Genomic DNA, 25381 nt, shown 5'->3' with positions numbered 1-25381 from the left:
GGCGATGTCAGCAGTCTCGATCATGCGGACTGAAGAATTCCGCAGTGGGGCGGCTGGCGCGCTGCACGTGTCCACGTATGAGTGCAGCAACGCGATCCAGCGTGCGGATCTTCTTTTTGTCCATGGGGCCTGGTCTTCGAGTTGGTATTGGGAGTCCTTCTTTCTGCCCTGGTTTGCAGAGCGCGGCTTCAGGGCCAGGGCAGTATCCCTACGCGGGCACGGCGAGTCAAAGGGACGGATACGCTGGTCATCTATTCAGGACTACGTGGATGACGTCTCGGTCGCAGCGCAGGGTCTGACCCGCCCGGTCATCATCGGGCACTCGATGGGTGGCTTTGTGGCGCAGAAATACGCAGCGCGTCATGGCGCTCGGGCGCTGGCGCTCCTGGCCTCGGTTCCGCCTTCCGGGGCGTGGCATGCATTGCGGCGAGTCATTGCTGAACGTCCCTTGGCATTTTTGCGTACGGTTGCAACGCTGGACCTGTACGGTGCCGTAGCCGATCACGCAACAGCCCGGGGCCTGTTGTTTTCCCGGGATGAAAGCCGCACTGACAAAGATCATCTTCTGCAGCGCCTGAAGTCGGAGAGCTTTCGTGCCTTTCTGGACATGCTTCTTTTGCCGATGCGAGGAAAGCGGTCCCCGAACTTGGTCCCCGTCGCCGTATTGGGCGCCGAGTTTGACCAATTGATCAGCATCGCAAACAACGAGGAAACGGCCAGCTTCTATGGCGTCGAGTCACGTGTGCTGCCATTGGCCTCGCACATGTTCATGGTGGACGATCGGTGGTCGGATGCAGCCACACTGATCGAGCACTGGCTCTCGGTTCAGGTTCTCAACGAGGGCGCCAAGCTGCCTGTACCCGCGACGCCTTCAGCGCCAGACGTCCAGTCTGCGGGCGCTGATCACATCAACTCCCTGACGCTACCGACCGCAGACGAAGCGGTGGACCCACCTCGAAAGGCCAAGATGATCGGCGGCATGCAGCACCACCCTCTGATTTTGTCGTCACTGTTGACTCATGCGGAAGAGGGCCACCATCACACGCCCATTTGGTCGCGAGAGGCGCCAGCGCGCGTGGCTGAACTTGGCGTGATCGTGCGGCAAGCCTGGGGAGATACGGCCAGGCGCGCCAGGTGCATTGCGTCAGTGCTGAAAGCCTTTGGCGTTGATGAAGGCGACCGGATTGGATCGATTGCGTGGAACACGCACCGCCATCTGGAGCTCTACTATGGCGTCACGGGAATCGGGGCTGTTCTGCACACCATCAACCCGCGTCTGTCCCTGGATCACCTGCGCTTCATGATCCACCAGGCCGAAGACGAAGTACTTTTCTATGACGGTACGTTCGCTGGACTCGTTGACACCTTGAGGCCGCTGTGCCCGAAGGTTCGGCACTGGATTCAGTTGTCCCGCGCGCCCGTCGGTCTTGAATGGCGAGATCAGGCCTATGACGAACTCATTTCGGGCGCTGCGCCACTGTCAAGCTGGCCCCAACTTGACGAAAACTCTGCGGCTGCTCTGTGCTACACCTCCGGTACCACCGGATATCCGAAAGGTGTTCTCTACTCTCACCGCGCACTGGTGCTCGAGTCGATGACGGCCATCGGCCCGGACGCTCTCGGATTGACTCGGTCCGATACGGTCGCACCTGTGGTGCCCATGTTCCATGTCAACGCCTGGTCGATACCCTTTGCCGCTGCCATTGCCGGTGCCTCACTGGCATTACCCGGATCCAATCTGGGAGGAGAGGCGTTGCACGACCTGTTCGAGAAAACCGGGACAACCCTGTCCGCAGGCGTGCCCACCATCTGGCAATCGCTGCTCGCGTATTTGGACGGTACGGACGGCACGTTCTCCACCATGCGGCGGACCATCATCGGTGGTTCTGCGGTGACACAACCCATGGTGAGAGCTTTTCGGGAACGGCATCGCGTAGAGGTCATTCATGGCTGGGGCATGACCGAGACTTCTCCTCTGGGCACCATCAGTTCACTGACGGCGGCAGAGGCTGCCACGTTGTCGCCGGAAGAGGCCGCTGCCCGCCTGAGGTGCCAGGGGCGCGCGCCGTTCGGGGTACGACTGAAGCTGGTCAATCCGGAGGGACATGTTCTTCCTCATGATGGCAAGTCTGCAGGCCATCTGATGATTTCTGGTCATTGGGTGGTCGACAGCTACTTTCGCGGCGACAAGATCACGACGACCGACGGTTGGTTCGACACGGGGGACATTGCCACCCTTGGCTCGGACGCCGTGATGGTCATCACGGACCGGGACAAGGACTTGATCAAGTCCGGTGGAGAGTGGATCAGTTCTATCCAGCTCGAAGCGATTGCTCTGCAGCACCCTGGTGTGGTGGAGGCGGCTGCAATTGCCGTCCCGCACCCGCGGTGGGGAGAGCGCCCGCTGGTTGTTTGTGTCTCTTCCGGCAGTGGTGCCATCACCACGGCGGAAATCCGGCGGCTGTTTGAAGAGAAGCTGCCCTCCTGGCAGGTCCCGGACGTCGTGATGTCTGCGCAGCTGCCAGTGGGTGCGACGGGAAAAGTCGTGAAGATGCAACTTCGCCAAGCGTATTCTGAGCACTACAAAACCGCATGAGACAAGCAACATTCACTGTGCTATCTATCCGAAACCTGCTGTGCCATCTTCAAACTCAGTGCAAGTCGGCAGGCGCTCCGCAGCACTTCTTGAACTTCTTGCCGCTGCCGCAAGGGCAGGGCTCGTTTCGGCCCACCTTCGTCTGCAGCGTCCGGGCCACCGCTCGTTCGTGAATGGCCAGGCGCAGGGGTAGCCAGTGGGCGTGCATGCCCAGGACGGCTTCGGGGATCTGCAAGGCCAGTTCAGCCCTCTGTGCCGGCGTGCGCGTGAGCGCGTCCTGTTCGGGCCCGAAGTCGTCCTCTCCCAATAGTCCGATCGGCCGGTACCAGGCTCGGCCCTGATCCGTCTCCAGCAGGGGTTGCCAGTCGGCACGGCAGAGGTCCACGCCCTGTACGAAGCCCCAGGCCCAACCCTCGGCGTCATCGAACTCTTGACCCTCGAACTCCCTCACGGACCAATGGGGGTAGATGTCAGGCTGCTCATCCTCCAGGGCGGCGATGATGCTGTTGAAGTGGCGCATCACCAGCTCCAGGATCCGGTCGATCTGCTCGATGCTCTGTGCAGCCGGCACCATTCCCTGAACCTGCGTATGTCCCCAGATCGGCGGCAGCCACTGCTGGGGCTTCAGTGTCGTGGGCCCGATGGCCACGGCGTGCATGTAGCCGTCCATCGTGTCGAACATCATCGCCTCGGCCCCGTCGCGGTCTTCCATCAGGAAGGCTTCGAGTTCATCAATCTCCTCGTCGGAGAGCGGGGGGAAGCCTTGGGGGGTGATCGGTATCATCAATTCACGGTCCTGGTTGATCTCGTCGATGCGCGTTCCTGGGGCGTATGTCCGGCGATGCCTCTAGGAGGCTGTCGGACTTGGGTGTCGCCGGCTGCAAATCGGCCGCAGCGGCGGCTTTTTCACCGGCTTTTTGCCCCATAGCTGGGCTATGGGGCTGCAAATCCGGCAAAAACTGTCCTCGCTGGGGCCGATTCTCGCTCTCGGCGCCCCAAGTCCGACAGCCTCCTAGATCGACAGGATGGCAGGCTTGAGCCCACCCGCGCGGCGCCCGATCAGAACGGGTCGGTCTCAGCCGCTGACTGGGCTGTTTTGCGTCTGCTCGCACGCCTTGATGCGCTTCTTGGATTCGGCCGTGCTGCGGCTGAAGCCGATGGACTCGTTGTCGGTCTCCAAGATGTGGCGGTGGTGCGTCAGGCAGTCCAGCAGCGCCGTGGTCCATCACCGTGGAATGCTGTCCGCCATCACAGCGGAATGGCGTCTGGGATGGCTTGGAATACGCACCATCAGCTGCGCGGTGTGCTGAGCCTGCTGGCGCAGGCGCTGCATGCTGGGCTTCAGCCGCCGCCGCTCGGGTTGGGCGGCGTCACCTCAGGCCGCTGGCGGTGACATGAGTTTTGCAGGGCCGACGATTTAGGGTCAGCGCAGCACCGAGACTGCCAACGCCAGGGATGCACGGACTGGGTTGGGCTGAGTCAGCGCGAACTTGGGCTCATGAAGGGCAATGGTCCCGGGCCGTCTGATGATGCCGAGGTGCCCGAGCCGGGCTCCTCTGCAGTCCTGAACAAACCCACGCGCGCCGGCAGTGTTTCGCGGTCAAGTTCTGTTCGCAGGGCCACATGCTTCCAGAGGTGCGCCAGTGCACCGCGAAAGTCACCTTGGCGTTCCAGCAGTCGCGCCAGTTGCTCATGGGCCTGGCTTTGCTGCGGCTTGGATCGAATGCGCTCGGCCAAGGCGAGGCCATGCTCCGTGCTACGGATCGCCGCCGCTTCGTCGCCCCGGGCCAGTGCGATCTCGGTCCAGGTGCGGCTGGCGGCCGCTTCCAGCCAGCTGTGCTCGATATGAGCGGCCAGACCCAACGCAAGGCGGCAGTCGGCAATGGCCAATTGCAGTTGCCCACGGGCAAGCGCGGCTCGGGCCAGATGCCAATGGGCTTCAGCTTCGAAGTCCCGATGTCCGCCGCGCCGAGCCGCAGCCAAACCGTGGCTGAAGTGTCTCTCGGCGTCCTCTAATTGGTTGGTCTCGAAATGACCCACGCCGATGTTCAGTGCCACCTTGGCGGCCAGGTATTCGTCCTGCAAGGGCGCCAGGCGCGCCAGCGCGTCGCGGTGGTAGCGCAGCCCGTTGTTCCAGTCGCCCATTGCGTAGTGCAACTGGCCCAACCCCACGCGCGCTGAGACAGCCACGCGGGCCTCGGCCGCAGCATCTGCCAGCTCCAGAGCGCGCAACCATTGCTCTGTGGCTTCGAGGTAGTTGCCCTGCTGGTAGGCCGCGCGCCCCAGCGCCTCGGCAGCACGTGCGCCCTGCGCGGCGGCGCCAGCGGCTTGCGCCTCGTTGGCAGCTCTGCGCAGCGCGCCCTCTAGCTCAAGGGCGCGGCCACGCGGCTCGAGCAGCGTGAAGCGCCGGCACAGGACGTCAATTGCACCGAGCCGGTCACCCGCTGCACGAAGTCGAGCCTCCTGGGTGTCGAGCTCCCGCAGAAGAATGTCGTTGTCGACAGCCTCACTGGCGGCGGTCAAGCCACGCAAGCTCGCTTCAAGGTCCTGTTCGTGTGGGGTCACGGTCTGATGCGCTGGCATGTACGCCAGCCACTCACTGAATTCCAGAAATGTAAGGCCAACTTAATACCAATTGACGCCCCAGCATCTTGGTATTAAAGTGGTATCTCAATGGCTGACGCTGATATTTTGCCCCTGCATGTGAACCGGCGCGGCCCGGGCGCAGACCTGCGCTGGCTGGTAGGCATTGATGGTGGGGGCACGACAACCCGACTGCGCCTGTGCAGCGTGAAGGGCGAGTTGCTGTCGGAAGCGACGGCCGGCCCGTCGGCACTCGGTCAGGGCATCCATCAAGCTTGGGAGCAAGTCGATCTTGCCTTCGCCCGTGCAGCCGAGAGGGCTGGACTGGAAGGTTTGAGCTGGCGGCAATGTGCCATCGGGTTCGGCGTGTCTGGCGCCAACGTGCGCGACCTTGCTGAGCAGCTCATCGAAGCCGCGCCGGACTGTGCCCTGCTGGCCGTAGACACCGACAGCTTCGCTGCGGTGCTGGGCGCGCATGGCGGCGGCCCCGGCGCGGTGTTGATCGGCGGCACGGGATCGGTGTGCGAGGTGCTGCGCAGCCATGGAACGCGAGCCTCGGTGGGCGGTTGGGGCTGGGTCGTGGGTGACGAAGGCAGCGGCGCCTGGTTGGGAAAACAAGGGGTTCGACAAGTACAGCATGCGCTTGACGGCCGCGGATCCAGCGGGCCGATGACACGTGCGTTGCTTGAATCGATCGGCGGCGGCACAGAGACCTTCAAGCAATGGTGCGCAGCGGCGAGGCAAACCGAGTTCGCCGCGCTGGCGCCTGTGTTGTTCGACTGCGAGGCAGAGGATCCCGTTGCACGCGGCATTCTCGACGCCGCTGCGCGCGCGCTCGAGGCCCTGGCCGATGCGGCCGACCCCTCCGGCCAGTTGCCGCTGTGCTTGTCCGGCAGCGTGGCGTTGCAATTGGCGCCGCGAATGCGTGCACACTTGTTGGCACGCCGCGTGCTGCCGCGGGCCGATGCCACCTGGGGCGCGGTGGAACTGGCGCGCCGCGCGGCCAATTTGCCCATCTTTGAATGAGCACCCCACTGCCCTTTGCGTTCACCCTGGACAGCGATGCAGCCTCCCCGCTGTACTTGCAGCTGGCGCGTGCGCTGGCGCAGGCGATCGCCGATGGTCATTACAAGTCCGACGAGGCGCTGCCTTCGGAGCGGGTGCTGGCCGACGCGCTGTCGGTCTCACGCGTGACGGCGCGCAAAGCGATTGAACGCCTGGTCGAGCAAGGCTTGATCGTTCGCAAGCGTGGCAGTGGCAACTACATCGCGCCGCGGCTCGAGCAACCTGTCACCCGGTTGTCGAGTTTTTCTGAAGAGTTGCATCAGCGCGGATTCGTTCCAGGCTCACGCTGGCTTCATCGTGGCTTTGCCGCTGCTGCCCCCGACGAACGGCTGTCACTCGAACTACAGCCCGGTGAGCGCGTGGCGCGACTTGAACGCTTGCGACTCGCCGACGGCACCGTGATGGCCTATGAGGTCAGCGTGCTGCCAGCCACGGTTCTGCCTGATCCCATGAAGGTCGAGGCCTCCCTGTACACCCACCTCGCGCAGGGCGGCCACAGCCCTGTGCGGGCGCTGCAGCACATTCGCGCGCTCAATGCCGACGCACGCCTGGCCGGGCTGCTCGAGGTTCCGGTGTCGACGGCGGTGATGTTCATCACGCGGGTGGGCTATGTGGCCAGCGGCAAGGCTGTGGAGTTGACGCACTCCTACTGCCGCAGCGATTACTACGACTTCGTGGCCGAGATGCGGCGCGAGTGAGTCCAGCGGATCGCCCTGTTCTTGATGCAGCTGCACGGTTTCATCCTCACGCCTGATGGCTTTTTGCGCGGCACGCTGCACTGCGAAGGCGGGCGTATCGTCGCCATCGAAGGCTGTTCCGTCCCTGAGACGCAGGCACGGGGCGAGACGATGATCCTGCCTGGATTCATCGATGCCCATGTCCACGGCGGCGGCGGCGCCGACGTGATGGATGCGGGCGAGGCGGTCTTGACGACTGCGCGAACGCATGCGCGCCATGGCACCACCACCCTGCTGGCGACCACGATGACGGCGCCGCTCGAAGAGATCGAGGCGGCGCTCATGGCACTGGCACCCTGGTGCAACCAATCGGTGCCCGGCGCGGCGAACATCGCTGGCGTCCACCTTGAGGGCCCTTACATCAATCCCCAACGCCTGGGTGCGCAACCCGACCATGCCTGGGTGGGCACCTTGCAGCAGGTGCGGTCGCTGTGCCGGCTGGCACCGATCCGGCTTGTCACGCTGGCGCCGGAAGTGCCGGGCCACCTGGCGCTGATCGCGGCGTTGAGTGCCGAGGGTCTGCGCGTGCAGATCGGCCACAGCAATGGCCGCTACGAGGACGGCGTGGCCGCGATCGAACAAGGCGCCAGCGGCTTCACACATCTGTTCAACGCCATGAGCGGCCTGCACCACCGCGACCCCGGCATGGTGGGCGCGGCGCTGGCGCATGCCCGGCATGCCGAAATCATTCCCGACCTCTTGCATGTGCATCCAGGCGCGATCCGCGCTGCACTGAGGGCAATCCCCTGTCTGTACTGTGTCAGCGATTCCACGGCCGGTGCGGGCATGCCCGACGGGCGCTACCGCCTTGGGCGGCATGAGGTCTACAAGTGCCAGGGTGGCGTGCGCCTGGCAGATGGCACATTGGCCGGCAGTGCATTGACGATGGACCAGGCGCTGCGCAATCTCGTCAAACTGGGACTGTCGGTGCAGGAGGCCAGCATGCGGGTGTCGACCATCGCTGCCGACTATCTCGGTCTGAGCGACCGCGGGCGTCTGGTTCCGGGCGCGCGGGCAGACATGGTGGTGCTCGATGGCGAACTCAGCCTTCAGGGGGTCTATGTCGAAGGCGTGGCCATTGATCTGGCAACGTGAGGCCCCACGGCTTCCACCTGCCCGCGAGGCGAGGCTGACGCGATGCCGACCATGACCGAAGTCAGCGGCCTGTCCAGGGCTCGTTTTGAACAGGATGTCGTGCCCGCCTACCAGCCGGTGGTGATTCGCGGGCTGGTATCCCATTGGCCACTGGTTGAACATGCCAATGCGGGTCTGGAGGCCGTACTGCGCTATCTCGACGCCTTCGCCAACCCAGGCCAGACCGTCGACGCCTTGCTCGCTCGGCCCAGTCCCGAGCGCAGTTTCAGCTATCGGGCGAGCCAGGATGGATTCAACTTCGCACACGAGAAGCGCGACCTCGCCGCCATCTTCGAGCAGTTGTGGCGCTACAGCCATTTCGAGGATCCGCCCTGTCTGGCCGTGCAAAGCGCCCTGGTGGCCGAGGCCCTGCCGGGCCTGGAGCGTGCCCACGTCTGCCCGCTGCTTGATGCTGAAGTCTCCGCTCGCATCTGGATAGGCAACCGTGCAACGGTGCCGGCGCACTTCGACGACTCGCACAACCTGGCCTGCGTGGCCGCTGGGAGTCGGCGCTTCACGCTGCTACCGCCGCAGTGCGCGCCACTGTTGTATTTGGCTGCGCCCGATTACGCGCCGACAGGTGCGCCAATGTCCGTGGTGCCTGAGTTGCACAGCGCCAACCTCGACCAGTTTCCACTGCTGCGCGAAGCGCTTGACCAGGCCTTGGTCGCTGAATTGGCGCCGGGTGATGCGGTCTACATTCCGCCGCTGTGGTTTCACCAGGTGCAGGCGCTGGCGCCACAGCTCAACATCCTGATGAACTACTGGTGGCGTCCGGCGGCGCCTCAGGGCCGCAAGGACGATCTGCACATGGCCGCGATGCGCCTGGCAATGCTGGCCTACAGACATCTGCCAGCATCTGAACGTGAAGGATGGCGCGCCCTGCTCGGGCATTACGTCTTCGGTGCGCGGGACCAGGACCTGGCCCATATTCCCGAGACCGAGCGCCGTCTGCTCGGCACCGTCGATGCACCCACCGAGCGAGCCCATCGCGAGGACATCATCCGTCGCTTGCGCGACTGATGGCGACTCACGCAGCATCTGAGGGTCCCGGTCAGAGACCGCTGTACCGTGGCCGCTGAGGTCACCACAGATAAACCTGCAGCGAGGTGTCACCCAGACGCGGCGGTATGTCGACGAGAAGCGCTCTGTGGTCGGGGAAGTTCAAGGCACTGCGCGAGACAAAGTCGTCCACCGACGCCAGTCGATGCCGTGCGTGGTCGACCGTAGGTGGCTGCACCTCGTCTACATCGGGAAAAACACCCATGCCGCACAGCAGCGCATACCAGGACATGATCGGATAGCCCTGGCCAAAGCGGCCTGCCCGCAGCGCTGGCGCCAAGGGCTGGCGCGACATCCACGTCATCAGCACGCCCCGCAGCGAGTCCGACAGGTGCATGTTCTCGGCGTTGGCCACCCAGTAGTCAGTGTCGGTGCGCGAGTTGGTCTTGTAGTGGGCCACGATGTAGTCGCGTGTGTTTTCAAAGCGCTGCCGCATGGTCTCGTTGAAGCGCTCTTGTGCGGCGGGACCGAGGTCGCCGTCCTCCAGGGCCTGGACGAGCATGGCTGCCGTTCGCTGCACAAACAGCAGTGCCGTAGCCTCCAGGGGTTCGATGAAACCCTGCGAGAGCCCCACGGCCACACAGTTGCGGTTCCACACCTGAGCCATGCGGCCAACACGCATCTTCAGGTGACGGGCGCTGACATCGGCGTCCAGCAGTCCCAGATGGCGACGCAACTCGGTCTCGGCCGCGTCGGCGCTGCAGTGTGCGCTGCTGTACACATAACCATTCCCGCAGCGCTGGCGCAATGGAATCTTCCACGCCCAGCCGTACCTCAAGGCGGTAGAGACGGTTTGCGACTCGATCGGGCCTTCCAGCGGCGTCGGCACGGCGATGGCCGCGTCGTTGAAAAGGTTCTCGCCAAACGCAATGAAGGGCGTCTTCAAGGCCTGACCAATGAGCAGCGACGCAAAGCCCGTGCAGTCAACGAAGAAGTCAGCCTGCAACACCTCATCGCCTTCCAGACGCAGGCCACTGACGTTGCCCTGTTCGTCCAACAACACCTGCCGGACATGGCGCGTAAGGTGTTGCACGCCGCGGGCCACGGCCTTGCGACTCAAAAACTGGCCCAGGAGCGTGGCGTCGAAGTGATAGCCATAGCCCACGTCGAAGGGAAAGTTCTCACGGGGGCGTGGCGCCAGGCCGCGCCGCGCCAGCGTGGCCGAGACAAAAAAGCGATCCGGGTGCGCGTCCACGTCGGCGCCATCCAGACGCGCGTGGGCATTGTCGACAAACACCGGCATCACCATGTTGTCGAGCGTCGACGCGAAGGGATGGAAGTAGCGCTCGAAGCCGGGCTTGGTGGACCAGCGCTCAAACGTGATGCCGCTTTTGTAGGTGGCGTTGCAAGCGGGCATCCATTCTGATTCCTCGATGCCAACCACCTCGAAAAATTGGCGCAGCCAATTGGTCGAGCCCTCGCCGACACCAATGATGCCCACCTCGGGCGACTCCACCACCGTGACCTGCAGACGTTGGCCATAGGCAGTGGTGGCCAGCATCAGGGCCGTCATCCACCCGGCCGAACCGCCACCCACCACGCACACGTGCCGCACGGGTGGCGGGATGTCGCGGCCCGGGGTTCGCGTTTGCGCGGCGATGTACTGGTCGATGATGCTGGCGTTGGTGTTGGTGCTGGTGTTGGTGTTGGCGTTGGTGCTCACGATGTCTTGAGGATGAAAAAAGGGAGCGCCTCGGCGCTCCCCCATGTGCTTTGCACGCGGCGCGGGCCGGCACGCGGTGACCGATGGTCTCAGGCCACACCTTGCCGAAGTCGCGACCGCCGTGAATCAGAACTTCACACGCGCCGTGAGGTAGTACTGGCGGCCGTTCTTGTAGATGGCGCGCGGCTGAACATCGGAGGCGTAGTTGACCAATGTCGGGTTGTTCAGGTTCTGCATGTCCAGGGTGATCCCGAAGTTGGCATTGAACTTGTAGCCCAAGGATGCGGACAACACGCCTACGCCCTTCTGGAAGTACTCGGTTCCGCGGTCCAGACCCAGGAAGATGTCGTCCATGTGGTTGTAGTTGACGCGCGCCGAGAACACGTCGTTTTCGTAGTAGCCGGTCAGGTTGACGGCGTTCTTCACGTTTCCGCGCAGCAGCTTGCCGTCCTCGTCGCTGCCATTGGACAGGGTGTAGTTGGCGCCGACGCCGAAGTTGTTGCCAATGGGCGTCTCGAACGCGAACTCCATGCCCGAGACGGTGGCTTTCTTGTTCGTCAGGCCGGTGATGACAAATTGACGATCGACCAGTTGCACATCCCCGCCGCCGCCGGTATTGCCCAGCAGCACGGGGTAGGTCGCCGTGAAGCTGCCGTTGGTGATGTAGCTGGCCAGATCCATGTGGAACGCACCCACCGAGGCATAGGCCCGTGGTGCGAAGTACCACGAGATATTGGCGTCGATGTTGGTAGAGCGCACCGGCTTCAAGCCGGGATTGCCGGCCGTGCCGCCGCCCACGGCGGCGTTGTCCAGGAACATGCCGTTGGTGTTCAACGAGGTGTAGGCCGAAAGCGCCGTGTAGTCGGCCCGTGTCATCGTGCGGCTGACGGACATCCGGCCGACGACGTCTTTGGTGATGTCCAGGCGCACGCTGGCACTGGGCAGCACGTCGGTGTAGGTGCGGGAGTCGGACGTGGCATTGAAGTTGCCGAAGAGCGATGAGACGTCGGGGGTCTCACCGTCGCGGCTGGGGCGGAACGAGCCCGAGGTCTGCTTGGTGCGCACCAGCCGCACGCCAACGTTGCCGCCCCAGGCATCGCCCTCCAGATTGGCCTGCACGTAGACTGCCGTGGTCGACTCTTTCACGCTGTATTCGCCGCCGTCAAATGGCGAGCGGCGCGCGATGGGGTCGCGGTTGGCGAAGCTGGCGTTGTAGGCGGCCAGCGCATCGGCGGGGATGTAGCCGATCTGGGTCGGAAAGCCCGAACCGAGGCCGCTGCCGAAGTTGGACGGGTAGCTCGCTGAAAGTGCCGGCAGGCTGGCCGCGGCGAAGGGCGAGTTCTGCGGCGCATCGACGCCATTGACGGCGCACGCGCTGGGTTGACTCCAGTCGAAGCCCGTCACGCGATATGGGGTGCCGCTGGCGCAGCCCGGCCCTTGGTTGACCGTGGGGTCGGTGTGGCGCTTGTGCGTGGCACTGCGCGCGCCGAACTTCAGGCTGCGCAGCATGCCCGTGTCCAGCTTGTACTCGGCATCCAGTTGCGCCCAGTCTTCCTTGTCGTGCACCACCACGTTCTGCGTACCGAAGATCCAGTCCGCCGTCATGCTCGGGTTGTTGAAGGAGAAGGCGGGTGCCGAGTGCGGGCCGTTGATCGCAAAGCCAGCGCGGTCGGTGCGGATGGCCAGTTCCACCACGTCCTGGCTCAGCGTCTTGCCCTTGCCCTTGGTGGTTCCGATGTTGCTGCTGAGCGTCAGCGCGTTGCTGAGCTTGAACGTGCCTTCGAGGTTGAAGAAGCTGCTTTCGGCCGACGCGTCGCGGGAGATCATGTCGTAGTAGCCGGCGGTGCTGGCATTGGCCCAGTTGAAGGTGCCGCCGGTCAGCGTACGGTCGCCGTTCTTGCCGGTCGTGATCTCGTAGTTGGAGAGGGTCGCACTGTTGATCAGGCCGGGGCGCACGGCCATCAGGTAGTTGCGGTTGTAGTTCTCGGCGCCCAGTTTGGAGCTGAAGCCTGTCAGCACCAGGTCGATGTCCTTGGTGGGGCGGAACTGGGCCTTTACGAGGCCGCCCTTGCGCTCGCGGGTCTGTTCGAAGAGAGCTGAGCCGATCAGATCGGGCAAGTAGACGCCCGCCAGCTCCGGGTGGGCCGCCACCAGGTTGGGCGCGTTGCTGCTGTCCAGCCGGTTGAAGAAGCCCAATGTCTCGACGCCGTCGCGACGCAGGCTGCGCTTTTCCGAGAAGGCCTGCACCATCAGGCCGAAAGTGCGCTCGTTGTTGCGGAAGTTCAGCAGCGCACTGGCCTGAGGATCGCTCTCACCCGCCAGATCGGAATAGACCATGCCAAGGCTGGCTTCAAACGTGAGGTTCTTGCGGAATTCCAGCGGCGTACGCGTGATGATGTTGATCGACCCCGCCGTGCCGCCTTCAATCTGCGAGGCCTCCGCGCTCTTGTGCACTTCCACGCGCGACACCAGTTCCGAGGGCAGCAGCGTGTAGCTCACGCTGCGGCCCACACCGGCACCGGTCTGGTCCAGCACGAACCAGTCACCGTTGGCAATGGCGTGGCCGTCCACCAGGGTTTGCGTGAGGCTGGGGTTGGTACCGCGCAAGCCCACGCGGTCGCGCTCGTCGAAGCCGCCGGAACCTGCAGCGGCACTGGTGATCACGGAGATGCCGGCAATGCGCGACAGTGAGTCGGCGACGTTTTTGTCGGGCATCTTGCCGATGTCCTCGGCGGTGACGACGTCAATGTTTGCATCGGCCAGACGCTTGACGTTGATGGCCTGCTGCAGCGACGCGCGGATGCCGGTGATCTCAACCGTCTGCGTCGGCACCTCGGCTTTGGCAGCCGGCGCGCTGGCGGGCGTTGCGGGCGGGGCGGTCTGGGCAAGGGTGGACACCGGCATCGACAGCAGCGCCACGGCTGCGGTGATCGGCGAAAGGCGGAACTTCATGGAGCTCTCCTGGGTGTAAAGGGTGCAAAGAGGGTGCGGCTCGATCACGCATGCCAGACCTGCATGGGGCACGCTTGCGGTGCAGTCTAGCCAGGTGCAATCCACTTTACTACCACTTGCCCTTCGTACTTTCCCGGATAGGCTCGGTTTTGCAGCGGTTCTGCGAACAGATCGGCTGCCATCGCCCGAACGGGTCAGATCGAGGCTTGACCACTTTCATTGCTGGTACTAAAGTGGTATTTCTGCTGCGTGGCCTTGGCCAACGCCCTTACATCACAGCGATCAGGCCCATGACCCAGCACTTCCGTGCGTCCGTGCCCGCAAACAACCGCTCCCAAAGGCGATCCGGCAGACGTGCCGGCAAGCCTTCGACAGTAAAGAGGCGCCGGTGGCCGACAGCCTCCTAGGAGGCTGTCGGACTTGGGGCGCCGATAGCGAAAATTGGCCCCAGCGAGCGGATTTTTTGCCGGATTCGCCGCCCCATAGCCCCGCTATGGGGCAAGAAGACGGTGAAAAAGCCGCCGCTGCGGCCGATTTGCAGCCGGCGACTCCCAAGTCCGACAGCCTCCTAGCCACCCGCAGCCAGATGGCCCAGGAGTGCCGCGCGGCGCCAGACAACGTGGCCGTGCAGCTGGCACGTGACACCGAGCGCTATAGGCACCTGGCGGCGCTGCTTCGCGAACATCCGCCGATTCAGGCCGTGACCATCGCACGCGGCAGCTCGGACCACGCCGCGCACTACCTCGCGTACCTGCTGATGCATCGTCTGGGCCTGTGGGTGTCGTCGATGCCCATGTCCCTGGTCACGCTGTACGGCAGCCCGATGCAGTGTCAGGGTGTGCTTGCGCTGGCCTTGTCGCAGTCCGGGCAGAGCCCTGACCTGATCGCGCCCGTGGAACACCTGCGGCGCGGGGGCGCTCGCACCGTCGCTTGGGTCAACCAGCCGGACTCTCCACTGGCCGCCGCGGCCGAGTTTGATCTGCCTCTGCATGCGGGGCCGGAACTGTCGGTAGCGGCCACCAAGAGTTACATCGCGCAATTGGTCGCTGCAGCTCGATTGGTCGCGCATTGGCAACAGGACGAAGCGCTTCTGGGCGCACTGCAGGCCTTGCCCGATGGCCTGCAGGCTGCCGCCCGCCTGGATTGGAGTCGTGCGGTCGACGCTCTGCGCGGTACAACACAGTTGTTCGTCATCGGCCGCGGTCCTTGCCTGGCTGTGGCAGAGGAAGCGGCCTTGAAGTTCAAAGAGACCTGTGGCATCGCGGCCGAGGCCTTTTCCAGCGCCGAAGTTCAACACGGCCCGATGGCGTTGGTGCGCGATGGTTTTGCGGCATTGGTGTTGGCGCCCCGTGGGCCAGCGCAGGCCGGCACGGTGGCCCTGGCGCAACGCCTGCGCGACCAAGGTGCCACCGTTGTGCTGGCCGCACCGCCCGGAACGCCCGGCGCTGACCTGCCGCTCGCGATGGCTGCGCACGAGCTGCTCGACCCCATCACCCTGGTGCAAAGCTTCTACCCCATGGTCGAACAACTCGCCCGCGAACGTGGCATGGACCCTGACCGTCCGCCGCACCTGCGCAAGGTCACGCGCACCGCATGAGCTCTATCGCGCACATGGACCGCAGCGATGCACTGCGACTGGCGGCATCGCTGGTCATGATCGACATCGAGGGCACGGCCCTGAACGCCGCCGAGATCGAACTGTTGCGACGTCGCCCGGTGCGTGCCGTGTGCCTGTTCCGCAAGAATCTCGACGGCTTGGCGGGTACAAGGCGGCTGACGGCGCACTTGCATGCACTGCTGGGGACCAAGGCGCTGGTCGCGATGGACCAGGAAGGAGGCGCCGTCTCGCGGGCCACGTTCGTGCCCGTGGGGCCGGCCGGCATGGCCCTGGGGGCTGTGGGCGACGCCGACATCGCGCGCCAGGTCGGCGCGGCCACGGCCCGCTCGATGGCCTGGTTGGGGGTGAACTGGAACTTTGCGCCCGTGCTGGACGTGAACAGCAATCCGGCCAATCCGGTGATCGGCGAGCGCAGCTTTTCCGACGACCCCGACGAGGTTTCACGGCTGGCCGGAGCCTGGATGGCTGGCAGCCTGCTGGAAGGCGTCGCCTGCTGCGTCAAGCACTTCCCCGGTCATGGCGACACTCACGAAGACTCCCACCATGCGCTGCCAGAGGTCGACAAGACCCTGGCTGAACTGGAAGCTCTGGAGTTGCGGCCCTTCCACGCGCTGCACGAGCAGGCACCGGCGCTGATGACCGCCCACATCGTGTACCGCCAACTCGATGCTGACCGGCCGGCCACACTGTCGCGCTTTTTCCTGACCGAACTTCTGCGGCACCGCATCGGCTACCAGGGTGTGGTCATCACAGACGCCTTGATGATGCGCGCCATTGCCGACCGCTGGGGCCATGCGCGCGCTGCCGTGCTCGCACTGGCAGCGGGTGCTGACATGGTGCTGGCGCAAGGCAGCCTGCAAGAGCAGGAAGACACCGTGGACGCGGTGGCTGATGCCCTGGTCGACGGCCGCCTGGACCCTGCTCAGCTTCAGCGCGCGAGCCAGCGCATAGATGCCCTGGCCGAGCGCTTTCCGGCACGGCTGCGCGATGTCGATGCCGCGCGCTGGACCGCCGACATGCAACTGATGCAGCTGACCGCCGAACGTGCCTTGACCACCCTGCGCGCTGCGCAGGCACCGCGCGGTCCGCTGCGCGTCATCACCCAGGCAGAAGTGGCCAGTGACGGTGTCAGCGAAGCCGGTCCTTCTGCGCAGGAGCTGGCCTCGTTGTGGCCCCGTGGTACGGACATCGAGTGGCTGGTCGTTCCGAGACTGGTGGCGATGCGTGGCCAGGACATCCCGCGCGACCACCGCTGCAACGTGCTGGCCTCCAACACGCGCCAGCGCTACCCTTCAGCCGCGCGTGATTGGCCCATCGATCTGCATCTGGCCCTCTGGAACCCGTTTCAGGCCCTTGACCTGAATGCACCCACTGTGCTGACCTGGGGCTACGACGCGCCAGCGCTGCGCGCGCTGAGTGCCTGGCTTGCCGGCCACCTGACCGCCACCGGCCGTCCTCCGATTCGCGCTCTGGAGATGTCATGAACACGTCCGCACTGCGCTGGGTGCCCAGCCTGTACTTCGTCCAGGGTCTGCAGTTCTTTGTCGTCATGCTCATTGCCGGACTGATGTTCAAGAACCTCGGCGTGGGCAATGCCGACATCGCGCGCTGGACAGGTCTGATGGGCTTGGCCTGGGCGTTCAAGCCGCTGTGGAGCCCGCTGATCGAGCTGGTGGCCAGCAAGAAGCGCGTGGTCGTGATGTCACAGTTTCTCAGCGCCATGGGCCTGGCCGCGGTGGCGTTGGCCTTGCAGCTTCCGGCCTGGTTCGTCCTGTGCATTGCCGTGTTTTTTGTGCTCGCCTTCGCCTCGGCCACACACGACATTGCCTGTGACGGCCTGTATATGGCCTCGCTGGATGCCAAGCGGCAGGCGGCTTATGCCGGCTGGCAGGGCGCCTTCTTCAATGCCAGCAAGTTCCTGACCCTGGGAGGCCTGCTCGTACTGGCTGGCTGGCTGGAAAAGCGCCATGGCGTGGCCAACGCCTGGTCGGCCATTTTTCTGCTGCTGGCGCTGGTGCTGGCTGGCTTGGCAGCCTGGAACGCCCGTGTGCTGCCCAGCGCCATCGGCAGTCCGCCAGCACGTGGGCAGCTGTGGGCGAACTTTGCCGAGGTGCTGATGGACTTCCTGAAGAAGCCTGGCATCGGCTGGGCCTTTCTGTTCATCGTCCTGTTCCGCTTTGCAGAAGGTCAGGTGCAGACCATTGGACCGCTGTTCCTGATCGAGCCCCGGGAGCAGGGCGGCCTCGGGCTCAGCACCGAACAGGTTGGCGGCATCTACGGCACGGCCGGTACGGCGGCCTTTCTGGTCGGATCCATCCTGAGCGGCTACTTCACCGCAGCGCTGGGTCTGCGCCGCGCGATGCCTGTCCTGCTGCTTGCCATGATGATTCCCAACGCCACATTCTGGTGGTTGGCCCATGCGCTGCCCACGGATGCCTGGCTCACCACTGCAGCCATCGCCATCGAGATGGCAGGCTACGGCTTTGGCTTTGTGGGCATGATTCTTTTCATCATGCAGGTGGTTGCTCCTGGTCGCTTCAGCACGGCGCACTATGCGCTGGGCAGCGGCGTCATGCAGCTGGGGTTCATTTTCAGCAAGACCATCAGCGGCGACGTCCAGCAGGCGCTGGGCTACGACACCTTCTTTGCCTGGACCATGGTGGCAGGTCTGCCTGCGCTGTTGTTGTGGCTGTGGGTACGGCGGCGTATCGGCGCGCCCGCACCTGAGCCCGCCGCAGGATGATCGCGACACTGGCGCTGGCTGGCGCCTTGTTCTTCGACGACTTCAGCCAAGCCGACCGGCAGGCACTGGTGCAAAGCGGTTGGACACTGCGCGACAAGATCGGTCATCCCGGCATCGTCGGTGCACGCTGGGACGCGGGGCACATCGAACTGGTTGCCGACCCTCAGCAGCCGAACAACCGCCTGTTGCGTCTGCATGCGGCCACCGACGGCACGCCAGAAGGCAGCTACCAGACACAGCTTTGCCGCGCACCGAAGACGCTGTGGGGGACCACCAGCGCGCGCATACGCTTCAGCGACCAACCGCACACGGGCGCCGACGGTGATGCCGTGATCCAGGCCTTTTTCCAGGTCAGCCCCCTGCGCTTTGACTATGACCCGCTGTTCAGCGAGCTGGATTGGGAGTACCTGCCCAACGGCGGTTGGGGCGCAACCGAAACTCGGCTGTACGGCATTGCCTGGCAGACCGTGCGCCTGGAGCCCTGGGATGCCCACAACCTCAGCACGGAAGTCAAGCGCAGCTTTGGAGACCGCTGGACCCAGCTCACCGTGCAAAGCACGCCGCAAGGCAGCCGATGGTTCGTTGACGGCCGACAGGTGGCGTGGCATGCAGGGCGCACGGTGCCCCGGCAAGCCATGTCGCTGGCCTTCAGCCACTGGTTTTCGCCCAGCGGGCTGTTGCCCGTGAGCGCGGGTGCCCCGCGTCACTACAGCTTTGATGTCGACTGGGTGCTGCATCTGCCCGATCAATCGGCGTCACCGCAGGCGATGCGTCAGCGCGTGCAGGCACTGCGCCGCGCGGGCGTGGCCCAGCAGGACAACCTGCCGCCGCCAGAACAGCCTGCACGCTGCGATTTTTGAGAACAGCCCATGCCCAACTTCATGGCCCTCGTCCTGCCTGTCGTGTTCCTGGCGCTGGTGGCGGGACCCGCCAGTGCCGCACCAGGAGGCTGTCTGACTCGGGGCACACAAAGCGAAAATCGGCCCCAGCGAGCGGATTTTTTGCCGGATTCGCCGCCCCATAGCCGAGCTATGGGGCAAGAAGACGGTGAAAAAGCCGCCGCTGCGGTCGATTTGCAGCCGGCGACTCCCAAGTCCGACAGCCTCCTGGACGCACCGTGGTTTGGCGGTGGCGCTCGTGCGGTGCAACGTCAAGGCGACGCCGTGGTCGGCGTTTACGTGATCAACGAGCGGCCTGCCAGCGCTGTCGATCGGCTGCCACTGGGCAGTGTCAGCCATGTGCTGTACGCCTTTCTGCATCTGTGCGGCCCCGGTCAGGTGGCGCGTGATGCGCAGGCCTGCCAGGGCCGGCCGGCCTTCGACGTAGTACCGCACCCCCAGCATCGCATCTTCGACGAGGCCTTCCAGCGCTTGAAGCGCCGCGATCCGCGCGTGCAGGTGTTGGCTTCGGTGGGCGGATGGGGCGGTTCTGACCCGCTGTTCCACGCCGCCAGCACCGCGGAAGGGCGTCAGGCGGTGGTGCTGGCCATGCAGCGCTTTTTGCGTGAACACCCCGGCTTTGACGGCATCGACATCGACTGGGAGCATCCAGGCGGCAACGGCGCAGCCAATGGCGTGCAACTGGGTCATCCCGAGGATGGGCGCCACTATGCGTTACTGATGCAGGACTTGCGTGCGGGGCTGGATGCGCTCGGCCGGGAAACCGGTCGACGCTACGGGTTGACGGTTGCCGTCAACGCCACCGCCGCTGTGCTGGACCGTATCGACTGGAGCCTTGCGGCTCCGCCGCTGGATCTGGTCTTCCTGATGACCTACGACTACCATGGCCCATGGACCGAGAAGGCGGGCCACCATGCGCCGCTGTTCAGCAGCTGGGCCGGTGCCGACGACAGCCTGGCGCAGTCGGTGGCGCACATGCGTCGTCATGGCGTACCGCTGTCCAAGCTGGTGGCCGGGGTGGCCTTTTACGGCCGCGGCTTCTCAGGCGTGAAAGACCCGCGCCCAGGGGCTGACCGCAGCGGCGTGTTTCCGATCCGCGAGGACGGCGCCATCTTTTACCGCGACCTCGCGCGACAGTACCTGGACCGGCAGGGCAGGGGCAGGGGTGGGTTCGAGACCCGATTCAGTCATGCGCAACAGGCGTGGAGCCTGTACGACTCCGCGCACCAACGCTGGATCGGGTACGACGATCCCCGCGCCGTGGCCGAAAAGGCACGCTATGCCCGCGAAGTCGGACTGGCCGGCGTGTTCGCCTGGGAGTTGAGCCAGGACAACGGCGATTTGCTCAATGCCATGAATCGTGGCAGCGGCCACCGCCTGCTGGCCCCGGAAAGCCGACAGGCGCCTTGACGGCTTTGCCGATCCCGACCCTTACCCGCACAGGCAGGGACGGCTTGAGGAGTTTTCATACGTTCCCGTCTCTTGCCAATGGCTCTTGCGGCTTCATTGGCCCTGGCCACGGCCGGTGCAGTGGTAGCCCAAAACCAGGAGCCCATCCAGCCCATCGTGCCTCCCCAGCAGGTGAATTTGGGCCAGGTGGAATTGGGCAAGAAGCTGTATTTCGATCCGCGGCTGTCCAAGTCGGGATTCATTTCTTGCAACTCGTGCCACAACCTCAGCATGGGTGGTACCGACAACATCAAGACCAGCATCGGCGATAAGTGGCAACAGGGCCCGATCAACGCGCCAACGGTGCTTAATTCCAGCCTGAACCTGGCCCAGTTCTGGGATGGCCGTGCATCAGACCTGAAAGCCCAGGCCGGTGGCCCCATCGCCAACCCAATGCTGCGAACTTAACCCAGTTGAGCTAGAATCAGAATCGCAAGTGCTTGATTTTATTAATGTTTTCTCTCTTGACAAGGTCGCTGCCCATGCCGACCTCAATACTGTGATTCCGTACAGCAAATTCTGCTGAACCTGTCCGAGACCATCACGTCGGCGACCTTCGCGCAACGCGCGCGCCATCCGAGCAACCCGAACGCGTTCACCCGACGCCGCAAGTTGCCGCTGCCCACGCTGGTAGCGTGCCTGCTGAGCCAGCGATGCAGTTCCCAGCAGACCTCGCTGGACACCTTCTTCACCTGCTTGGGCGGCAGCGGCGATCTCGTCCGAGGGGCCAGCGATCGTGCGCTGGCGCGGGCTCGCGGTCGGTTGCACCTGCCGGCCCTGCAGGACCTCAACGATCAACTGCTCGTCGACGCCGAGCGGCTCGGCCTGATTCCGCGCTGGCGCGGCCGTCGCCTGGTCGCCGCCGATGCCTCGGTGCTGATGCCGGCCACGCGGCGCTGCCCTCGCACCGTGGGTCTGGCCACGCGTGATCAGCGGCTGTTTGCCCTGTACCTGCCCGGCGCGGACCTCACGCTGCATGCTGCCGTGCACAGCGCGGCCGAGTCCGAGCGGGCCATGCTGATGGAGGCGCTGCATCGCCTGAACCAGGACGACGTGCTGCTGCTCGACCGTGGCTACCCCGCCGCCTGGCTGGTGCAATCGCTGATCGAGCGCGGCATCGGCTTCGTCATGCGCTGCGATATGGCCAGCGGCTGGCCGGCCGTGCGCACGTTCATCCGCAGCGGGCAGACCGAGGCCACGGTCACCCTCAACAGGCCTTCGGCACAGGACGCTGCCGATTGGGGCTGCCAGCGCAGTGCACCCCGCGTGCGTCTGGTGCGCCAGGTCGCGCCCAATGGCGCCGTGCGCGTGCTGGCGACCAACCTGGATGCCCAGCAGGCCCCGGCCGGCGACTTCGGCGCGCTTTACCACCAGCGCTGGCGCATCGAGGAAGCGTTCAAGCGCCTGAAGCACAACCTGCACCTCGAGTCGGTCAGCGGCCTGAGCCAGCACGCCTTGCTCATCGACGTCGCCTCCAAGGTGCTGGCCGACAACATCGCCGCATTGCTGACCAAAGCCAGCGAGTCGGCGCTGCCGCACGACCGCGTCTGCGCGCCACACGCCAACGCCCGCTATGCCGCCCAACTCTTGCAGCGTGCATTGCCGCGCATCCTGCTGGCCGTCGGTGATGTGCTCGGCGCCATCGGCAACGTCTTCAACATGCTCGTGCAGCACGCCCAGCGCTATCGCCCCGGGGCGATCCTGTCCACGTCCCGAGCACCATCGCAAGACTCATCCGCGCTTTGCCTTCAAGGGGTGATCGGGCTTAAGTTCGCAGCATTGTCTCCCAGATGCGCCCCAAGGGCTTATCGGAAGTCTCCAAGCGGTTCGGGCTCAGGCTGAAGCCGAGTCAGTTTCAAAGCTCGAAGGGAATTGACCTGCCTCGAAAAAAACCCGCCGCGCCGTGAGGTCGCGACGGGTGAACAGAGCCGACTGGAACGAATTCCTTTGCCGACTGCGGCGGGATGCCATGAGTGAGTGGTTTCCCTGAGCGTGCCGGAGTCTCCGTCTTGGCACACCAGCAAGGCGTCAATGCGACGAAACGCCTGAAAAAAGGCACCAAGGGACCGTTCCTTGAAACCAAGCAGCACTGCACAAGCGAATGGCGTGGTTTTCTGCGACCGAAGGGTATCCGGGAAGTGGCGGTGTAATTCACACTATCTCGTCGCCGCTGCAAAACGCCCACAACCCGCATGAACACTTACTCTGCGGGGTGAATGCCGATGGCGAGAACTCCCAGGAAGCGATTCAATGGAGCGCAGTTTCCGGGAGTTCTTGACCGCCGATGAGCACCGACGATTTCTTCCGCGCCCGCCTGGATCAGATGATCGACCTGTGCCATCCGCTGGCGGTGCTGGCCACGCGAATGCCCTGGGATGAGATCGAGAAGGCGCTGGCGCCGGCCCTTGCGCACAAGGATCGCGCTGGCCGGCAGGTCGAGGGAGCGGACCTGTTCGGCCCGACCCTTCAGGTGGCGGGCTCTGGGGTCAGCAACCGCGGCCGGCCATCGGGCACCTGAAGGCCGATCACTGTCAGTGGTCTTCCAATAATCCCCACTGATGGTCGTCGAATTTTCCCCACCCATCACCGCCAAGGAGCGAACGATGGAAGTGGAAGAAGTGGAAGATCTGCCGACAGCGATGTCCGAGCAAGGTTGCGATGCACAGGGCCCGAGGGCCCTGTGCATCGCGTCGGCTACGGTGCCCATGTCCTCGGAGGACATGGAGGCGCCTGTGCTTGGTCAACAGCAATGGGAAGCGGTTCATGCGCGCCACGCGCTGGGCGAGAGCATCTCGGCCATCGCGCGTGGTCTGGATGTCGATCGCAAGACGGTGCGCAACTGCCTGCGCCAGACGTCGTGGAAGCCCTATCAGCGCACGGCCGAGAGCAGTCTGCTGGACGAACACCGGGCGTGGATCACCGAGCGGGCCCCGCAGGTGAACTACTCAGCGCGCATCCTGTGGCAGGAGTTGCGCGCGCAGCGCGGCTTTCAGGGCAGCTACGTCATCGTGCGCCGGGCCGTGGCGCCGCTGCGCCTGCAAGCATCGGTGGCCGCGTTGACCCAACGTCGCTTCGAGACCGGCCCGGGCGAACAGGCCCAATGCGACTGGGGCCAGATCACGGTGTCCCTGGGCGAGGTGCCAACCGCCGTCCACATCTTCGTGATGACACTGGGCTACAGCCGGCGCGGCTTCGCGATGGGCTTCCTGGGCGAGCGCATGCCCGACCTGCTGGCCGCGCACGAGGCGGCATTCGCGCACTTCGGCGGGCGCTGCGAGTTTCTGCTGTACGACCGCATGCGCACCGTGGTGCTCGGCACGACCAAGGGCAAGCCCAAGCTGAACGCCACCTTCGCGAGCTTCGCCAGCCACTGGGGCTTCACCCCGAGGCTGTGCCAGCCCTATCGGGCCCAGACCAAGGGCAAGGTCGAGTCGGGCGTGAAGTACGTCAAGCGCAACTTCGTGCCCGGTCGCGTGTTCCATGACCTGGAAGACTTCAACGCGCAGCTCGCGGCCTGGCAGCTCGGCGTCGCCGACCTGCGCACGCACGGCACGACGCACCAGCGGCCCATCGACCGCTTTGCCCACGAGGCGCCCGCGCTGGCACCCACCGCCAGCCACCCGAGCTTCCTGCAGGCGATGGTGCGCGATCGCGTCGTGGCCGACGATTGGCTGGTGGCCATCGAGGGCAACCGCTATTCCGTCCCCTTCGCACTGATCGGTAAGACCGTGCAGGTGGTTCGCCAAGGCGGCCTGTGGGTGATACGCCACCGCGGCACCGTGGTGGCCGAGCACGCGGTGCAGGCCGGACGCGGGCAGCTCAGCGTCAAGCCTGAGCACGGCCCCGGCGCAGCCATGCGCAACACCCGGCAGCGCTTCTCTTCGTCGAGTGCGCCGCCTCCGACGGTCACGGCCGATTCGGCCGGCACCGTCGAGGTCCGCGACCTGGCCATCTACGACCGAGTCGGCTCGCCGACTCCCGAGGAGGCCATCGTATGACCCGAAGCTCCGTCAAGACGGCCTCGTCGGCCGCCAACGCCGCCGCCGCGGCCATGACCACCCCCGCCCAGCTCGAACGCCTGGGCGAGCACCTGCGCAAGCTGCGGCTGCTCAAGAGCAGCGAGCGGCTCGAGGCCCTGTTGCAGGAGGCCGCCGCCCAGGACCTGCCCTACGCGGAGTTCCTCGAACAGGTACTGGGTGAGGAGGTCGCGGCCAAGGCCAGCAAGAACATCGCCATGCGCACAGCCATGGCGCGCTTCCCCTTCGTCAAGCCGCTGGAGACCTTCGACTTCTCATACCAGCCCTCGATCGACGGCAAGCTCGTGCAGCAACTGGCCAGCTGCCACTTCATCGAGCATGGCGACAACGTCATCGTGCTGGGCCCGCCGGGCGTGGGCAAAACGCATCTGGCGGTGAGCCTGGCCCTCAAGGCCATCGAAGCCGGCTACCGCGTGCTGTTCACCACGGCCGCCAGCCTGATCGAGAAGCTGACCAAGGCCCATGGCGAAGGACGCCTGGAGGATAAGATCAAGTTGTACACCGCACCGCGCCTGCTGGTGATCGACGAGATCGGCTACCTGCCCATCGACCGCGTCGGCGCCAATCTGTTCTTCCAGCTCATCAGCCGACGCTATGAGCGCGGCCCAATGATCCTCACCAGCAACCAGAGCTTCGGCGCCTGGGGCGAAGTATTCGGCGACCGCGTCATCGCCACCGCCATCCTCGACCGGCTGCTGCACCACGCCGTGACGATGAACATCCGCGGCAATTCCTACCGGCTGAAGGACAAGCTCAAGGCCGGTCTGGTCCGCCCGCACGACGACAACTCATCCCAACCGGGTGGGGAAATTTGAACGACCACAGGTGGGGAGTTTTCGGCGA

The 25381-nt window shown here is 64.8% G+C and carries 17 protein-coding genes and 2 pseudogenes; 15 read left to right on the top strand and 4 right to left on the bottom strand.

Features of this window, described 5'->3' with window-relative positions; all coding sequences use genetic code 11:
- Nucleotides 1-4: 4 nt before the first annotated feature.
- On the top strand, nt 5-2596 hold the full coding sequence (locus tag KAK06_RS15695; protein ID WP_210803071.1) for an alpha/beta fold hydrolase: 2592 nt from the start codon (nt 5-7) through the stop codon (nt 2594-2596).
- A gap of 55 nt (nt 2597-2651) precedes the next feature.
- On the opposite strand, the gene KAK06_RS15690 is transcribed toward KAK06_RS15695, so the two are convergent.
- Both KAK06_RS15690 and KAK06_RS15680 read right to left on the bottom strand, forming a co-directional pair.
- Nucleotides 2652-3380: a UPF0149 family protein gene (locus KAK06_RS15690; protein ID WP_210803159.1), complete on the bottom strand. Its 729-nt coding sequence runs from the start codon at nt 3378-3380 to the stop codon at nt 2652-2654.
- Nucleotides 3381-4075: 695 nt separating this feature from the next.
- The gene (locus tag KAK06_RS15680; protein WP_210803070.1) at nt 4076-5161 is read right to left on the bottom strand and encodes a tetratricopeptide repeat protein; all 1086 of its coding nucleotides are present in this window, start codon (nt 5159-5161) and stop codon (nt 4076-4078) included.
- Between the two features lie 108 nt (nt 5162-5269).
- Here KAK06_RS15680 and KAK06_RS15675 point away from each other — a divergent pair, with 108 nt between their 5' ends.
- Genes KAK06_RS15675 through KAK06_RS15660 form a run of 4 tightly spaced genes read left to right on the top strand, consistent with a single transcriptional unit; the run spans nt 5270 to nt 9138 of the window.
- Nucleotides 5270-6205: a glucosamine kinase nucleotide-binding domain-containing protein gene (locus tag KAK06_RS15675; protein WP_210803069.1), complete on the top strand. Its 936-nt coding sequence runs from the start codon at nt 5270-5272 to the stop codon at nt 6203-6205.
- On the top strand, nt 6202-6942 hold the full coding sequence (locus tag KAK06_RS15670) for a GntR family transcriptional regulator (RefSeq protein ID WP_210803068.1): 741 nt from the start codon (nt 6202-6204) through the stop codon (nt 6940-6942). The genes KAK06_RS15675 and KAK06_RS15670 overlap by 4 nt, the downstream gene beginning before the upstream one ends.
- Nucleotides 6943-6966: 24 nt before the next feature.
- Entirely contained in the window at nt 6967-8076 is a 1110-nt protein-coding gene (gene nagA / locus KAK06_RS15665; RefSeq protein ID WP_210803067.1) for an N-acetylglucosamine-6-phosphate deacetylase, read from the top strand.
- A 51-nt stretch (nt 8077-8127) separates the two neighbouring features.
- Nucleotides 8128-9138 carry a cupin-like domain-containing protein gene (locus KAK06_RS15660; protein ID WP_210803066.1) on the top strand — a complete coding sequence of 337 codons (1011 nt, stop codon included), beginning with the start codon at nt 8128-8130 and terminating at the stop codon, nt 9136-9138.
- A 61-nt stretch (nt 9139-9199) separates the two neighbouring features.
- Here the strand turns inward: KAK06_RS15660 and KAK06_RS15655 are convergent, their stop codons facing one another.
- Both KAK06_RS15655 and KAK06_RS15650 read right to left on the bottom strand, forming a co-directional pair.
- Nucleotides 9200-10840, bottom strand: coding sequence for a tryptophan halogenase family protein (locus KAK06_RS15655; RefSeq protein WP_210803065.1), 1641 nt, complete (start codon nt 10838-10840; stop codon nt 9200-9202).
- Nucleotides 10841-10966: 126 nt separating this feature from the next.
- Nucleotides 10967-13840: a TonB-dependent receptor gene (locus KAK06_RS15650; protein WP_310741104.1), complete on the bottom strand. Its 2874-nt coding sequence runs from the start codon at nt 13838-13840 to the stop codon at nt 10967-10969.
- A 538-nt stretch (nt 13841-14378) separates the two neighbouring features.
- Between KAK06_RS15650 and KAK06_RS15645 the strand changes: the two genes are divergently transcribed.
- The 10 genes and pseudogenes from KAK06_RS15645 (at nt 14379) to istB (ending at nt 25353) form a co-directional block, all read left to right on the top strand.
- Complete coding sequence (locus KAK06_RS15645; protein WP_210803157.1) at nt 14379-15389, top strand: SIS domain-containing protein; 1011 nt, start codon at nt 14379-14381, stop codon at nt 15387-15389.
- On the top strand, nt 15386-16894 hold the full coding sequence (nagZ, locus tag KAK06_RS15640) for a beta-N-acetylhexosaminidase (protein WP_210803064.1): 1509 nt from the start codon (nt 15386-15388) through the stop codon (nt 16892-16894). Before KAK06_RS15645 ends, nagZ begins: the two co-directional genes overlap by 4 nt.
- Nucleotides 16891-18153, top strand: coding sequence for an MFS transporter (locus tag KAK06_RS15635; RefSeq protein WP_210803063.1), 1263 nt, complete (start codon nt 16891-16893; stop codon nt 18151-18153). The genes nagZ and KAK06_RS15635 overlap by 4 nt, the downstream gene beginning before the upstream one ends.
- Nucleotides 18150-19013, top strand: coding sequence for a glycoside hydrolase family 16 protein (locus KAK06_RS15630; RefSeq protein WP_210803062.1), 864 nt, complete (start codon nt 18150-18152; stop codon nt 19011-19013). Before KAK06_RS15635 ends, KAK06_RS15630 begins: the two co-directional genes overlap by 4 nt.
- Before the next feature lie 9 nt (nt 19014-19022).
- Nucleotides 19023-20462 carry a glycoside hydrolase family 18 protein gene (locus tag KAK06_RS15625; protein ID WP_210803061.1) on the top strand — a complete coding sequence of 480 codons (1440 nt, stop codon included), beginning with the start codon at nt 19023-19025 and terminating at the stop codon, nt 20460-20462.
- Nucleotides 20463-20540: 78 nt separating this feature from the next.
- Nucleotides 20541-20894, top strand: a pseudogene (locus KAK06_RS15620) (cytochrome-c peroxidase); the annotation flags it as partial.
- A 123-nt stretch (nt 20895-21017) separates the two neighbouring features.
- A complete protein-coding gene (locus KAK06_RS15615; protein ID WP_310741105.1) occupies nt 21018-22343 on the top strand; it encodes an IS4 family transposase in 1326 nt (441 codons plus the stop codon).
- Between the two features lie 442 nt (nt 22344-22785).
- Nucleotides 22786-23007 (top strand): annotated as a pseudogene (locus KAK06_RS15610) (IS5/IS1182 family transposase); the annotation flags it as partial.
- 52 nt (nt 23008-23059) lie between these two features.
- Entirely contained in the window at nt 23060-24499 is a 1440-nt protein-coding gene (istA, locus tag KAK06_RS15605; RefSeq protein WP_210803058.1) for an IS21 family transposase, read from the top strand.
- A gap of 53 nt (nt 24500-24552) precedes the next feature.
- Entirely contained in the window at nt 24553-25353 is an 801-nt protein-coding gene (gene istB, locus KAK06_RS15600) for an IS21-like element helper ATPase IstB (RefSeq protein WP_210803156.1), read from the top strand.
- Nucleotides 25354-25381: the final 28 nt, after the last annotated feature.

The organism is Ideonella aquatica, from assembly GCF_018069755.1.
Taxonomy (GTDB): Bacteria; Pseudomonadota; Gammaproteobacteria; order Burkholderiales; family Burkholderiaceae_C; genus Ideonella; species Ideonella aquatica.
The sequence above is the reverse complement of the archived record's forward strand: the minus strand, read 5'-3'. Positions and strand labels throughout refer to the sequence as shown.

Coding starts and splice junctions, on each gene's coding strand:
- KAK06_RS15660 (WP_210803066.1), top strand. CDS start 8,128: ATGACCGAAGTCAGCGGCCTGTCCAGGGCTCGTTTTGAACAGGATGTC.
- KAK06_RS15645 (WP_210803157.1), top strand. CDS start 14,379: ATGGCCCAGGAGTGCCGCGCGGCGCCAGACAACGTGGCCGTGCAGCTG.
- nagA (WP_210803067.1), top strand. CDS start 6,967: ATGCAGCTGCACGGTTTCATCCTCACGCCTGATGGCTTTTTGCGCGGC.
- nagZ (WP_210803064.1), top strand. CDS start 15,386: ATGAGCTCTATCGCGCACATGGACCGCAGCGATGCACTGCGACTGGCG.
- istB (WP_210803156.1), top strand. CDS start 24,553: ATGACCACCCCCGCCCAGCTCGAACGCCTGGGCGAGCACCTGCGCAAG.
- istA (WP_210803058.1), top strand. CDS start 23,060: ATGGTCGTCGAATTTTCCCCACCCATCACCGCCAAGGAGCGAACGATG.
- KAK06_RS15690 (WP_210803159.1), bottom strand. CDS start 3,380: ATGATACCGATCACCCCCCAAGGCTTCCCCCCGCTCTCCGACGAGGAG.
- KAK06_RS15635 (WP_210803063.1), top strand. CDS start 16,891: ATGAACACGTCCGCACTGCGCTGGGTGCCCAGCCTGTACTTCGTCCAG.
- KAK06_RS15670 (WP_210803068.1), top strand. CDS start 6,202: ATGAGCACCCCACTGCCCTTTGCGTTCACCCTGGACAGCGATGCAGCC.
- KAK06_RS15675 (WP_210803069.1), top strand. CDS start 5,270: ATGGCTGACGCTGATATTTTGCCCCTGCATGTGAACCGGCGCGGCCCG.
- KAK06_RS15630 (WP_210803062.1), top strand. CDS start 18,150: ATGATCGCGACACTGGCGCTGGCTGGCGCCTTGTTCTTCGACGACTTC.
- KAK06_RS15625 (WP_210803061.1), top strand. CDS start 19,023: ATGCCCAACTTCATGGCCCTCGTCCTGCCTGTCGTGTTCCTGGCGCTG.
- KAK06_RS15695 (WP_210803071.1), top strand. CDS start 5: ATGTCAGCAGTCTCGATCATGCGGACTGAAGAATTCCGCAGTGGGGCG.